The sequence below is a fragment of the Streptomyces ossamyceticus genome (genome assembly GCF_001418475.1).
Classification (GTDB): Bacteria; Actinomycetota; Actinomycetes; order Streptomycetales; family Streptomycetaceae; genus Streptomyces; species Streptomyces ossamyceticus.
Map to the genome: position 1 here is coordinate 21,209 of NZ_LIQX01000005.1, position 13,019 is coordinate 34,227.

General features: G+C 72.9%; 10 protein-coding genes. 4 read left to right on the top strand and 6 right to left on the bottom strand.

Annotated features, from left to right (window positions below; all coding sequences use genetic code 11):
* Nucleotides 1–161 precede the first annotated feature (161 nt).
* Genes AOK15_RS00650 through AOK15_RS00660 form a run of 3 tightly spaced genes read right to left on the bottom strand, consistent with a single transcriptional unit; the run spans nucleotide 162 to nucleotide 4,047 of the window.
* Nucleotides 162–2,549 (bottom strand): xanthine dehydrogenase family protein molybdopterin-binding subunit, encoded by a 2,388-nt coding sequence (locus tag AOK15_RS00650; protein WP_055511525.1) that lies wholly within the window; start codon nucleotides 2,547–2,549, stop codon nucleotides 162–164.
* 2 nt (nucleotides 2,550–2,551) lie between these two features.
* Entirely contained in the window at nucleotides 2,552–3,157 is a 606-nt protein-coding gene (locus AOK15_RS00655) for a (2Fe-2S)-binding protein (RefSeq protein ID WP_055511527.1), read from the bottom strand.
* Complete coding sequence (locus AOK15_RS00660; protein ID WP_055511547.1) at nucleotides 3,157–4,047, bottom strand: FAD binding domain-containing protein; 891 nt, start codon at nucleotides 4,045–4,047, stop codon at nucleotides 3,157–3,159. Before AOK15_RS00660 ends, AOK15_RS00655 begins: the two co-directional genes overlap by 1 nt.
* 399 nt (nucleotides 4,048–4,446) lie before the next feature.
* On the opposite strand from AOK15_RS00660, the gene AOK15_RS00665 reads away from it, so the two are divergent.
* On the top strand, nucleotides 4,447–6,162 hold the full coding sequence (locus tag AOK15_RS00665) for a PucR family transcriptional regulator (RefSeq protein ID WP_055511529.1): 1,716 nt from the start codon (nucleotides 4,447–4,449) through the stop codon (nucleotides 6,160–6,162).
* Nucleotides 6,163–6,348: 186 nt separating this feature from the next.
* Nucleotides 6,349–7,122, top strand: a complete 774-nt coding sequence (locus tag AOK15_RS00670) for a hypothetical protein (RefSeq protein WP_055511549.1) — start codon at nucleotides 6,349–6,351, stop codon at nucleotides 7,120–7,122.
* 136 nt (nucleotides 7,123–7,258) lie between these two features.
* Here AOK15_RS00670 and AOK15_RS00675 read toward each other — a convergent pair whose 3' ends face one another.
* Nucleotides 7,259–8,260: a GntR family transcriptional regulator gene (locus AOK15_RS00675; RefSeq protein ID WP_055511531.1), complete on the bottom strand. Its 1,002-nt coding sequence runs from the start codon at nucleotides 8,258–8,260 to the stop codon at nucleotides 7,259–7,261.
* A gap of 234 nt (nucleotides 8,261–8,494) precedes the next feature.
* On the opposite strand from AOK15_RS00675, the gene AOK15_RS00680 reads away from it, so the two are divergent.
* Nucleotides 8,495–9,361 carry a (2Fe-2S)-binding protein gene (locus tag AOK15_RS00680; RefSeq protein ID WP_205632066.1) on the top strand — a complete coding sequence of 289 codons (867 nt, stop codon included), beginning with the start codon at nucleotides 8,495–8,497 and terminating at the stop codon, nucleotides 9,359–9,361.
* A 324-nt stretch (nucleotides 9,362–9,685) separates the two neighbouring features.
* Nucleotides 9,686–10,741 carry a DUF2637 domain-containing protein gene (locus AOK15_RS00685; RefSeq protein WP_055511534.1) on the top strand — a complete coding sequence of 352 codons (1,056 nt, stop codon included), beginning with the start codon at nucleotides 9,686–9,688 and terminating at the stop codon, nucleotides 10,739–10,741.
* A 77-nt stretch (nucleotides 10,742–10,818) separates the two neighbouring features.
* Here AOK15_RS00685 and AOK15_RS00690 read toward each other — a convergent pair whose 3' ends face one another.
* Together AOK15_RS00690 and AOK15_RS00695 are read right to left on the bottom strand one after the other, a co-directional pair.
* A complete protein-coding gene (locus AOK15_RS00690) occupies nucleotides 10,819–11,301 on the bottom strand; it encodes an ATP-binding protein (RefSeq protein ID WP_079058230.1) in 483 nt (160 codons plus the stop codon).
* A 541-nt stretch (nucleotides 11,302–11,842) separates the two neighbouring features.
* Nucleotides 11,843–13,019, bottom strand: a 1,177-nt coding sequence (locus AOK15_RS00695) for a protein phosphatase 2C domain-containing protein (RefSeq protein ID WP_420876837.1), incomplete at its 5' end; no start/stop codon positions are given.

Below are 13,019 nucleotides of genomic sequence, written 5' to 3' on the forward strand. Positions count from 1 at the left end.
GGGTGGGTGGGGGCTGGCCGCGCAGTTCCCCGCGCCCCTTGGCGGCTAGGGTCGCGCCCGGGGCTTTTCACGGGCGCGGGAGAACTGCGCGAGCGGCCACACACGACCCGCAGCCGCCGACGAGACAGGAACCTCCCGAACTCATCGGCGGACCAACGGAGTTACGCCGTGCCCGTCAGGTGTTCGGGGCGTACCGGTGTCCGGTTCAGCTCCAAGCCCGTCGCCGCCCGGATCGCCGCGAGGACGGCCGGGGTGGAGGACAGGGTGGGGGCCTCGCCGATGCCGCGCAGCCCGTACGGCGCGTGGTCGTCGGCGAGTTCGAGCACGTCGACGGGGATGGTCGGCGTGTCGAGGATCGTGGGGATGAGGTAGTCCGTGAAGGACGGGTTGCGGACCTTCGCCGTCTTCGGGTCGACGATGATCTCCTCCATGACGGCGATGCCGAGGCCCTGTGTCGTGCCGCCCTGGATCTGGCCGAGCACGGACAGCGGGTTGAGGGCCTTGCCGACATCCTGCGCGCAGGCCAGTTCGACGACCTTGACCATGCCCAGCTCGGTGTCGACCTCGACGACGGCGCGGTGCGCGGCGAAGGAGTACTGGACGTGGCCGAAGCCCTGCCCGGTGCGCGGGTCGAAGGGTTCGGTCGGCCGGTGCCGCCACTGCTCCTCGATCTCGACGGCCTCGTCGCCGAGGACGTCCACCAGGTCGGCGAGGACCTCACCGGCGTCGGTGACGACCTTGCCGCCCTCCAGGAGGAGTTCGGCGGTGGCCCACGCGGGGTGGTACGTGCCGAACTTGCGGCGGCCCAGCTCCAGGACCCTCTCCCGGACCAGTTCGCAGGCGTTCCTCACGGCGCCGCCGGTGACGTACGTCTGGCGGGACGCGGACGTCGAACCGGCCGAACCCACCTGCGTGTCGGCCGGGTTGATGGTCACCCGGGTGACGCCCAGCTCGGTGCGGGCGATCTGCGCGTGGACGGTGATGCCGCCCTGGCCGACCTCCGCCATGGCGGTGTGGACCGTCGCGACGGGTTCGCCGCCGACGACCTCCATGCGCACCCGCGCCGTGGAGTAGTCGTCGAAGCCCTCGGAGAAGCCGACGTTCTTGATGCCGACCGCGTAGCCGACGCCGCGGACGACGCCCTCGCCGTGGGTGGTGTTGGACAGGCCGCCCGGCAGCTCCCGTACGTCCGCCGCCTCGCCCGCCGCGCGCCACTGCTGCTCGGGGGGCATGGGCATCGCCTTGACGCGGCGCAGGAGTTCAGCGACGGGGGCCGGGGAGTCGACGACCTGCCCGGTCGGCAGGGCGGTGCCCTGCGACATGGCGTTGAGCCGACGGAACTCCACCGGGTCCATGCCGAGCTTCGCCGCCAGCTTGTCCATCTGGGCCTCGTACGCGAAGCACGCCTGGACCGCGCCGAAGCCGCGCATCGCGCCGCAGGGCGGGTTGTTGGTGTAGAGGGCGATGGCCTCGATGTCGACGTCCTCGATGACGTACGGGCCCGCGCCGAGGGAGGAGGCGTTCCCGACGACGGCCGGGGAGGCGGAGGCGTAGGCGCCGCCGTCGAGGACGATGCGGGCCTTGAGATGGGTGAGCCTGCCGTCCTTGGTGGCCCCGTGCTCGTAGTGGAGTTTCGCGGGGTGGCGGTGGACGTGGCCGAAGAACGACTCGAAGCGGTTGTAGACGATCTTGACGGGCTTGCCGGTGCGCAGGGCCAGCAGGCAGGCGTGGATCTGCATCGACAGGTCCTCGCGCCCGCCGAAGGCGCCGCCGACCCCGGCGAGCGTCATCCGGACCTTGTCCTCGGGCAGGCCGAGTACGGGGGCGATCTGGCGCAGGTCGGAGTGGAGCCACTGGGTGGCGATGTAGAGGTCGACACCGCCGTCCTCGGCGGGGACGGCGAGCCCGGACTCGGGGCCGAGGAACGCCTGGTCCTGCATGCCGAAGACGTACTCGCCCTCGACGATGACGTCCGCGCGCTCGCGGGCCTTCGCGACGTCGCCGCGGACGATGGGCTGGCGGTGGACGATGTTCGGGTGGGGGACGTGTCCGATGTGGTGGTCGGTGCGGTTCTGGTGGACGAGGATCGCGTCCGGCGCGGTCGCGGAGGCCTCGTCGGTGATGACGGGCAGTTCGCGGTACTCGACCTTGATCTTGGCGGCGGCGCGGCGCGCGGTCTCCGGGTGGTCGGCGGCGACGATCGCGACGGGCTCGCCGTGGTGGCGGACCTTGCCGTGGGCGAGGACCGGGGTGTCCTGGATCTCCAGGCCGTAGTTCCGCACGTCGGTCGGGAGGTCGTCGTACGTCATCACGGCGTACACGCCGGGGGTGGCGAGGGCCTCGCCGGTGTCGATGGAGACGATCTCGGCGTGGGCGACCGTGGAGCGCAGGATCTGGCCCCAGAGCATGTCCTCGTGCCACATGTCGGAGGAGTAGGCGAACTCTCCGGTGACCTTGAGGGTGCCGTCGGGGCGGAGGGTGGACTCGCCGATGCCGCCCTTGGTGCGGGAGCCCTGCGTGATGTTGGTGGGCAGGCCGGTGGTTCCCATGATCAGACCCCTTCGGACTGCCGGGCGGCCGCGAGGCGGACCGCGTCCATGATCTTCTCGTAGCCGGTGCAGCGGCACAGGTTGCCCGAGAGGGCCTCGCGGATGTCCGCGTCGGTCGGGTTGGGGTGGCGCTCCAGCATCTCGTCGGCGGCGACAAGCAGTCCGGGGGTGCAGAAGCCGCACTGGACGGCACCGGCGTCGATGAACGCCTGCTGGATCGGGGAGAGTTCGGTGCCCTCGCCGGCCTGTGAGTCGGTGCCCCGGGCGGCCCACCGCCGCGCCTCGTCGAGCGGGGTCCCTTCCGCCGCGTCCGCGGTGCCGCACGCGCCGGAGGCGCAACCGCCGTGCTCGGCGCGCTGCTTGGCGAAGTCGGCGAGCCCCTCGACGGTGACGACGTCGCGGCCCTCCACCTGCCCGGCGGCGACCAGGCACGCGCACACCGGCACGCCGTCCAGGCGGACGGTGCACGAGCCGCACTCGCCCTGTTCGCAGGCGTTCTTGGAGCCGGGGAGCCCCAGGCGTTCCCTCAGGACGTACAGCAGGGACTCGCCCTCCCACACGTCGTCGGCCTCCTGCGGACGTCCGTTGACCGTGAAAGTGACGCGCATCAGGCGACTCCCTCCGTGCGGGCGGCGGTGCCGCGGTACGACTCCCAGGTCCACATGAGGGTGCGGCGGGCCATGACGCCGACGGCGTGCCGTCGGTAGCTCGCGGTGCCGCGGACGTCGTCGATGGGGTTGCACGCGGCGGAGCACAGCTCGGCGAACTGCTTGGCGACCGACGGGGTGATGATCCGGCCGTTGTCCCAGAAGCCGCCCTCGTCGAGCTCCGCGTTCAGGAACTCCTCGGCGGCCCTGGCCCGGACGGGGGTCGGCGCGGCCGAGCCGATGCCGGTGCGGACGGTGCGTGTCGTGGGGTGCAGGGCCAGTCCGAAGGCGCACACGGCGATGACCATGGCGTTGCGGGTGCCGACCTTGGAGTACTGCTGCGGTCCGTCGGCCTTGTCGATGTGGACGGCGCGGATCAACTCGTCGGGGGCGAGCGCGTTGCGCTTGACGCCGGTGTAGAAGTCGTCGATCGGGATGAGCCGGGAGCCCCGTACGGACTCGGCCTCGACCCGGGCGCCCGCCGCGAGGAGGGCCGGGTGGGCGTCGCCGGCCGGGGAGGCGGTGCCGAGGTTGCCGCCGACGCCGCCGCGGTTGCGGATCTGCGGGGAGGCGACCGTGTGGGAGGCCAGGGCGAGGCCGGGCAGCTCGGGCCGGAGGTGCTCCATGATCCGGGTGTAGGGGACGGAAGCTCCCAGGCGAACCGTCTCCTCGCCGACCTCCCACTCGTAGAGGTCGCCGACGCGGTTCAGGTCCAGCAGGTACTCGGGCCGACGGTGGTCGAAGTTGATCTCGACCATCACATCGGTGCCGCCGGCGATCGGCACAGCGGTGGGGTGCTCGGCCTTCGCGGCGAGCGCCTCCTCCCAGCTGGCGGGGCGAAGGAAGTCCATCTGACCGGCTCTCTTCTTCGTCTCAGTCGTCTCGGAGTGGTTCCGTTTGAGCCAGATCGTGTGCGGCGGGCCCGGCTCGTTCATGGGCTGTTCATGAGGGGTCGACGCCAGTACACAGCGCTCTCCTCCGCCCCGGTCAGTCACGGAAACCATGAAGGAGTTGCCTGGCCAGGGGGCTCATCTTGTAGATTCGTATGAACGGAGGCCATCAGCAACCTCCTCGTTTCGCTCTGGAAACACACAGCACACACCCGGAGCCGGGCGGGTCGGTTTTCGAAAGTCCCAGGCCACGCCCCGGACGTGTCCCGGCCTTCCGTAACCACCCTCCTCCGGAAGCCACCGGGTCGCCCGCCGGGCGAACCGACCATAGATTTCGAGACAGGAACGGCGGCGACGAGAATGCGCCTGCGCGCACTGCTGGACACCGACGCGCTGGGTCTGCGGCTGCTCGGCGGCGAGGACGAGCTGGACCGCACCGTGCGGGGTGTGATGACCACCGACCTGCGGGACCCCAGCCGCTACCTCTCCGGCGGTGAGCTGGTGCTCACCGGCCTCGCCTGGCGCCATGACGCCACCGACTCCGAGCCCTTCGTACGGATCCTCGTCGGCGCCGGTGTCACCGCCCTGGCGGCCGGTGAGGCGGAGCTGGGCGACATCCCCGAGGACCTCGTCGTGGCCTGTGCCCGGCACCGGCTGCCGCTGCTGGCGGTCAACGAGTCGGTGGCCTTCGCGACGATCACCGAGCACGTCGTGCGGCAGGTCTCCGGCGAGCGCGCCGGGGACCTGGCGGCCGTGGTGGACCGCCACCGCCGGATGATGACGTCCGGCCCGGCGGGCGGCGGCCCGGACGTCGTCCTCGATCTGCTGGGCTCCGACCTGGACCTGCGGGCGTGGGTCCTCTCCCCCACCGGCCGCCTCGTCGCGGGCCCCAAGGTCGCGGGGCCGGCCCTGCCCGCCGACCTGTGCGCGCGACTGGCCGGCGAACACCTGGCGGCGGCACGCACGGGGCGGCGCGGGCCGTACCGGGTGGGCGTGGGCACGACCACGTACTCGCTGTTCCCGATCAGCGGCGCGGGCCGTACGGGGAACGCCGCCGCCGGTGATGTGCGCGAGACGGTGCTGTCCGACTGGGTGCTCGCCGTCGAGGCCGACGCCGGGGACTGGCCCGCCGAGCGGCTCGACCTGCTGCACGGCGTCACCCAGCTGATCGCCGTCGAGCGGGACCGCCGCGACGCGGCCCGCACGGTACGGCGCCGGCTCGCCCAGGAGGTCCTGGAGCTGGTGCAGGCGGGTTCGGCGCCCGCCGAGATCGCGGCCCGGCTGCGGGTCGCCGCGCCGGTGCTCCTGCCCGGCCTCGGGGCGGCCCCGCACTGGCAGGTCGTCGTGGCGCGGGTCGAGTGGGAGGAGCAGGGCCCCGCGGGCGGGAACGGCGGCGGGCGACGGACGCACGGGATCGACGGGGGGCCGGTGGCGCAGGCGCTGCTGGAGGAGATCCTCGTGGACCCGCTGGCGACCGGCCCCGAGCGCTCGGACCGGATCGCCGTCGCCCACACGGGTGACGAGGCCATCGCGCTCGTCCCGCTGCCCGCCGTCTCGACGGAGCACGACGGCTCCGAGTCCGGCATCCATGCCGACACCCTGCTCGCGGCCGTACGGGACCCGCTGTCGGCCGGCCTCGACGGCGACGGACGGCTCACCCTCGGCGTCAGCGCGTCCGTGCACTCGGCGGAAGGGCTGCGGGGCGCCCTGGAGGAGGCCCGGCACGCCCGCCGGGTGGCGGCGGCCCGCCCCGGCCGGGTCTGCGCGGCCGGCCACCAGGAACTGGCCTCCCACGTCCTGCTGCTGCCCTTCGTCCCGGACGACGTCCGCCGCGCCTTCACCGCCCGCCTCCTGGACCCGCTGCGCGACTACGACCGCCGCCACCGCGCCGAGCTGATCCCCACCCTGGAGGCGTTCCTGGCGTGCGACGGCTCCTGGACCCGCTGCGCGGCCCGCCTCCACCTGCACGTCAACACACTGCGCTACCGGGTGGGCCGTATCGAGCAGTTGACGAGCCGGGACCTGTCCCGCCTGGAGGACAAGCTGGACTTCTTCCTGGCGCTGCGGATGAGTTAGGGCCCACGGGCGGCGAGTTGGCGCCGGCGGCGTGGCGCCCGGGGGGTGGTGGACGAAGATCGATGTGCGCCCTCCGCACCCCATGACTTTGTGAATTCTTTCACCCACCCTCTTGGCCAGCCCGGCCATTCGTGCTGAGATGCGGCCACCAACTCAAAGCTCAACGGTGTGCTCGGGGAGGGCAACGTGGCGCATACCGCCATGTCTGGTAACGGAACGACCGCCGGCGACGATCCACTCCAGACCGCGGTATGGCGCCTGCGTTCACGAGCGTGCTGGGTCGACGCGGCCGCCCTGATCGAACCCGTCACCCCACAGGCCGCGCTGCAGCGCACCGCGCTCCTCGTCGAACGCTGCCTCTACACCGAGCAGGGCTGGGAGGAGGCCGAGGACGCGCTGCGCACCGCCGAGGCGCAGGCCCGGACCGACGACGAGCGGGGCGCGGCGGCCTGTGAGCGCGGCCAGTTGGCGTACGCGGCCACGCTGCTCGGGGTCCGCGACCGGTCGGACGAGGCGCGGGCCGCGCTGGGCCGGGCCGCCGCGCTGATCGCGCCGGGAGCGCCGGGCCGGGCGCTGCTCGACTTCCGCCGGGGGCTCCTCGCGGAGAACCTCGCCCACGCCCCGCAGGCCGCACGCGCCGCCTATCGCCGCGCCCACGCCGGCGCCACCGCGCACGACAACCTGCTGCTGCAGTCGTTCACCTGGCGTCATCTGGCGGGACTTGCCCTGCGCGACGGCGAGTTGGCCGAGGCGCGCCACGGCTTCGCCGAATCCCTGCGCATCCGGGAGGAGTTGGGCTATCTCGTGGGGACGGCCCCCGCGCTCGCGTCGCTCGCCGACACCGAGCCCGAACCGGAGGCGTCCCGCCTCCGCGAGGAGGCCCGCCGTCTCTTCCGCCTCCTGGGCGGCGTACCGACCTGGCTCTCCCGCCAACTGGCCCCACCGGCGGCCACGGCGTGAGGACGGGGACACGACACCGGACACCGCCACGCTTCTGAGGGCGCGGGGAACTGCGCGACCGGCCGCACACCACAGGCACCCGGCGAACACCCGCACCCCTACGCCGCCAGGGCCCTTCTGATCCGTCAGAAGGGCCCTAGACCGCCCCACCGAAGTGGTTCCCCATGAGGCACTCCACGGCCTCAAGATCTCCCGCGGCCAGCGCGTCCAGCAGCGCGATGTGCTCGGCCGCGTCGGCCATCAACTCGATCCGCGTCCCGGCAGGCCCAGGGGTCAGCGGCAGCTGGCTCCGGCGGTGCAGGTCGTCCGCGATCTGCACCAACTGCTCGTTGCCGGCCAGCGACAGCATCCCCCGGTGGAAGGCCCGGTCCGCCTCCCCGTACGTGGCCCGGCACCCGGCGGACGCCGCGCGCGCCGTCTCCTCGGCCAGCGGTCGCAGCTCGCCCCAGCTGCCGGCCGGCAGCGTCCGCGCGAGCCTCAGGATCACCGGCACCTGGAGCAGCGCCCGCACCTCCGCCAGCTCGGCCAGCTCACGGGCGCCGCGCCGCACGACACGGAAACCCCGATTGGGCACGACCTCGACGGCACCCTCGATCGCCAGCTGCTGCATCGCCTCGCGGACCGGGGTCGCCGAGACCCCGAACTGCTCGCCGAGCGCGGGCGCCGAGTACACCTCGCCGGGCGTCAGCTCACCGGCGGCGAGCGCGGCCCTCAGGGCGTCGAGGATCTGACCGCGCACGGAGGACCGCTGCACGACGGGGCGCCCCGGCGGGCGGAGCCCTTCGGAGCCTGCCTCATCCCCCGTCCCGCCACTGCGGGGGAGGGGAATCGGCGTCTCACTGTGGGTGTGCTCACCACGGGCGGCGTCGGCGGGCGGCACGGTGCCACGGCGACCCGCGTCGGCCGACGGCACGGCACCGCGGCGGCCCGCCTCACCGGACGGCGCGGCACGGCCGGCCTCGCCGCGGCCTGCGTCAAGACGGCCGACGCTCCCGGCGGCGCCGGTGGTGAGGCCCCGCTCCCGGTCGACGTCCGTCACTCCCGGCTGCGCGGGCACTCGGTAGGCCGTGGCCGGACGGGTGGCGTCCTGCGCATTCGCGGCAGGGGCCTGGCGCGAACGCGGTCCGGCCTGGTCCACAGGTCCTCCTCCGAGCCGAGTCATGGGTCCACGTGTGAGTGTCGGGTGTGTCCGGCGGTGCGGCCGACCGGTACGGCCACCGGCACCCTCGGGGCGGTTGGTCACTACTGGGGTTGTTACCGGTCGTTAAGCACCATAGGCGCACATGCCCTCAGTTCAAACCCGGACTACCCAGAGCAAGCCTCAGGTAAGGTAAGCCTTACCTGGCAGCGATGGTGAAACGGCGGTCCCCGTATGCCCCTCCCCGCACCGGCACCGGTCCCCTCTCCGCGCACGTCACCCATGACGGCCGCCTACGCGCGGTTGGCCGAGGCCCTGCCCATGATGAGCGTGACAGAACTCTCCCCCGCGGATCCATTGCCCGAAGGTGAGGGATGGGTCCGCGCCGCCGGGCTCGCGGCGGGCGGCGCGGAGCTGGACACGTTCCTGGCGTGGGACGAGGACCAGATCCTCCGGGACCACGGACGGCAGGGGCGCCCGGACGTGGTGGCGGCCTTCGGACTGCACCGCTACTCCTGGTACGCGTGCCTCCTCTTCACCGTCCCCTGGTTCCTGGAGCGCCGGGTGCCGCGCTTCCCGGCGCAGCACGTGGCGTTCCAGCGGGAGCGGAGCCGGCTGGCGGTCCGCGGGGAAACGTTCAGCTGCCTGCCCGGCGATCCGGCCGCCACCACACCCGGCGCCCGCGTGGTCCCGGACGAGGAGGCGCTGCGGGCCGAGGTGCGCGCCGCCGTCGCCGAGCACATGGAACCGGTCCTCGGCGGCTTCGGCCCACGGATGCGCCGACGCGGCCGGGCCCTGTGGGGCATGGCGACCGACGAGGTCGTGGAGGGCATCTGGTACGTCGCCGAGCTGCTCGGCCCCGGCGAGCGGGAGCGGTGCCGGCGCGACCTGGAGCTGCTGCTGCCGGGCGCGACCCGGCCGTACGTGGGCACCGCGGGCTTCCGCGAACTGGCCGGGCCCGGCGGTGAGCCGCTGTCGACGCGGGACCGGGCGAGCTGCTGCATGTACTACACGCTGGCCCCCGAGGACACCTGCGCCACCTGCCCGCGCACCCGCGAGGCCGAACGGATCGCCAAGCTCAAGACATCCGCGGCCGCCTGACGGACCGTCCACCACGGGCGACCGGGCCCCCCGGCGACCGCCGGGGGCATGTGCCGTAAGATCCACTCCGAGTGGGACCCTCGTTGGGTTACAGGTGGTTCACAAATTCCTCACTCGTCACGGGAACTTTCCGTGGAACCACTCGAACGGGTAATCTCACTCGCACTCAACTCCCGTCCCTCGCGCGGCAGTTCGAGCAGAATGCCGCCTGGCGTCACTCATTGCACTGCCTTGGCGGTCTCTTGCCCCGAAACCCCCTGAGGGCCGCGAGGATTGGGCCACTATGGCGGGCGATACGCCCTATCCCAATGCAAGGGACCCCTGATGAGATTGACCGACATATCGCTGAACTGGCTGCTTCCGGGCGCCGTACTGCTCCTGGGCATGCTGGCGGCGGTGGCGGTACTCGCGCGCGGCAAGCGCTCCGGGGAGCACGCGAAGACCGATGACTCGTGGGAACGCAGCGAGGAGCGCCGCAGGCGCAAGGAGGCCCTCTACGCCACGGCGTCCTACATCCTCCTCTTCTGCTGTGCCGCGGTCGCCGCCGCGCTCTCCTTCCGCGGCCTGGTCGGCTTCGGCGAGCAGAACCTGGGCCTCTCCAACGGGTGGCAGTACCTGGTTCCGTTCGGCCTGGACGGCGCCGCCATGTTCTGCTCGGTACTCGCCGTGCGCGAGGCCAGCCACGGTGACGCGGCCCTCGGCTCACGGATACTCGTGTGGACGTTCGCCGGCGCGGCGGCCTGGTTCAACTGGGTGCACGCCCCCAGGGGTCTCGGCCACGACGGCGCCCCGCAGTTCTTCGCAGGCATGTCCATGTCCGCCGCGGTGCTCTTCGACCGCGCGCTCAAGCAGACCCGCCGCGCCGCGCTGCGCGAGCAGGGCCTGGTGCCGCGTCCGTTGCCGCAGATCCGTATCGTCCGCTGGCTGCGGGCCCCGCGTGAGACGTACAAGGCCTGGTCGCTGATGCTCCTGGAGGGCGTGCGCAGCCTGGACGAGGCCGTGGACGAGGTGCGCGAGGACAAGCGCCTCAAGGAGGAGAACCGCGCGCGCAAGCGGGAGCACGACCGTCTGGAGCGCGCCCACCTCAAGGCCATCAGCCGGGGCCACCGGGGTCTGCCCGGCCGTGGCGGCGGTGGCGGCGGTGGCCAGCGCCAGGTGGACACCACCGTGGAACGCGTCCCCGCACAGGCGGTCTCGGAGCCTGCCATATCGGCGCCGGAGCCCCTGCCCGTGCGTACCCGCCCCTCCCTGCAGCCCGTGCGCAACGGCTCTGACAAGTCGATCACCGTGGACCTCACCGCGGAGGACGACACGATGGCCCTGCCTCGGCTGGACTCCCTGGAGCGGAAGCTCAAGGACCTTGAGCAGCAGTTCGGCTGAGTCCGGACCACACCATCGGACAGGGGCGCGGCATCAGCCGCGCCCCTGTCCGTTTGCTCGTGTCCAGTTGCTCGGGTCTAGGTGAGGCCGCCGTCGAGGTCGAACCAGACCGACTTGCCCACCCCGTGCGCCCGTACCCCCCAGGAGTCGGCGAGGGACTGCACGAGGAGGAGACCGCGGCCATGGGTGGCGTCGTCGGTCTGCGACATCCTCGCTCTGGGCCTGCGGGCCACGAAGTCCCGTACCTCCACATGGAGTCCGCGGGGTGAGACCGTGGCGGTCAGCACCGCGTCGTCGTCGGTGTGGATCAGTGCGTTGGTGACCAGCTCACTGGTGAGCAGTTCCGCTATCTCCGATCTCCCCGGCCGCCCCCACTGCCGCAGCAACTCCCGCAGGGCCTTGCGGGATTCGGGCACCGCCCGGAGATCCGCCCGCCCGAGTCTGCGCCTGAGCTGACCGGCACCGGGCTGCGCCGGCACTTCGTCGGTCTCTTCCTCCACCGTTTCCGCCGAGGACGCCCCGATCGCCACGGGACCGCCTCCTCGTGCCTGCCTCTTCATGACCCCCGCCCACGCGCCGATGACCGATTCCCCTCCTGCTCGAACACGCACACGGGGATCCTTGCCCGGTCCGGATCGCGGCACTCATGTCGAATCGTCAACGGCCCTCCGTACGCCTTCAAACGCACAGGGTCAAGCCAGCCATCGGTACCGGAAGACAGCGCTTCCCGCCCCGGAAAACCCCTCACACGGCGACGAACCCGACGGCGCGCCCCCGGCCGGGCGGCCGGTACTCGACCCTGCGATCCCGGCCAACCCCCCACGTGGGGCTGGGGATCCGGCCGTGGCGCAACGGCACGGGACAGGCGGACGGGCCCCGCACCAGCGGCGGATGCGGACCGCTCGACGACGATGATGTTCATTGGCTGAAATCAAGCGCTGGTACAGGCCAACCGGGCGGCCGGTACGACAGCTTGACAGCGGCCACCGGGCGGGGGACGGTGCCCGTCGCCCTCCGTCTACCCCGGTCCGCCCGGCTCACCCAGCTGATCAGCCCCGGCTCTCGCACCCCCGAACGGCCAAGGCGTGCCCCTGGAGAGGGTCACGCCTCCCAGACGGCCGCCGCCGTACGGTCGTCCGCGTAGCCCTTGACCCGGACCTGGGTGTCGGCGAGGTAGGCGGCGAGACCGGGCGGCTCGTCGGTGCGCCAGCGCGCCGCGAGGTGGTCGGCGAGCTGTTCCTCGCCACGCAGGGGATCGGCGAGCCCGGGGGTGCACAGCAGCAGGACGTCACCCTCGCGGGCCACGGAGGCACGGAACCGGAAGGGTTCACGGGGCGGCGCGGGGGCGGGTTCGTACGGGCTCGGCGGCGTCGTGATGCCGAGGTCCATCGTGAGCCGGTCGCCCTCGGGGGTCTCGTGCGGCAGCGAGCCGAACCCGACCACCGGCGCCCCCGCGGACTCGGCGACCCGCGGCTCTATGTCCTGCCACTCCCCGCCCCGCAGCCGGAACAGTCCGCCGGGCCCGACCCCGAAGAACACCCGCGTACGGCACCGGGGGTCTGCCGGGAGCAGCAGACAGCGCAGGCTCGCGGTGTACTCCTCCGGGTCGAGCCCCTGCTCGGCCGCGCTCGCGCGGAGTCTGCCGAGGCTGCGGTCGGTGAGCCGGTGCAGCCCCGACTTCAGGTCACCGCGCCGGGCGGCCCTGATGTCCTCCACGAGGCGGGCGTGGCTGCGCCCGACCGCCTGCCCGATCCACCGGCACGCCTCGGCGGCCGCCCGGTGCGCGCCGGGGGTCGCCCGGACGCCGGTCGCCATCGCCACCAGCACCAGGGCCTGCTCGCCCACACCGAACCGGGCGGTCAGCAGCGAGTCCCGGCGTGGTTCGCCGCGGTAGCGCGACGAGTCCCCGCGCAGGGAGACGGCACGCACCGTGCAGGCCCCGTAGCGCGCACCGTCCAGCACGGTGTCCGCGACCAGGTCGCCGAGATCGTCCGGATCGGCCGGTGGCAGCGCGGTCGGCTCGGGGTCGTACGTGGGCGGCCCGGACCCGACGTGGTCCACATGCACCGGCTGACTGCCGGTGGCCAGCCTGACCTCCTGTGCCTGGAGGGTCCGCGGGTCCAGGTCCGCGCCGGGCCGCGCGTCGGAGGGGTCGGGGGCGGCGGGACCGGAGGGCGCGGCGGTACCCGCCGAGGCGCCGAGAACCTCAGGCGGGGAGGGCGGCACGGCTTCCGAGGGATCGTCCGGGGAGGGCGCCGACGGAGGGGCGGCGGGAGGC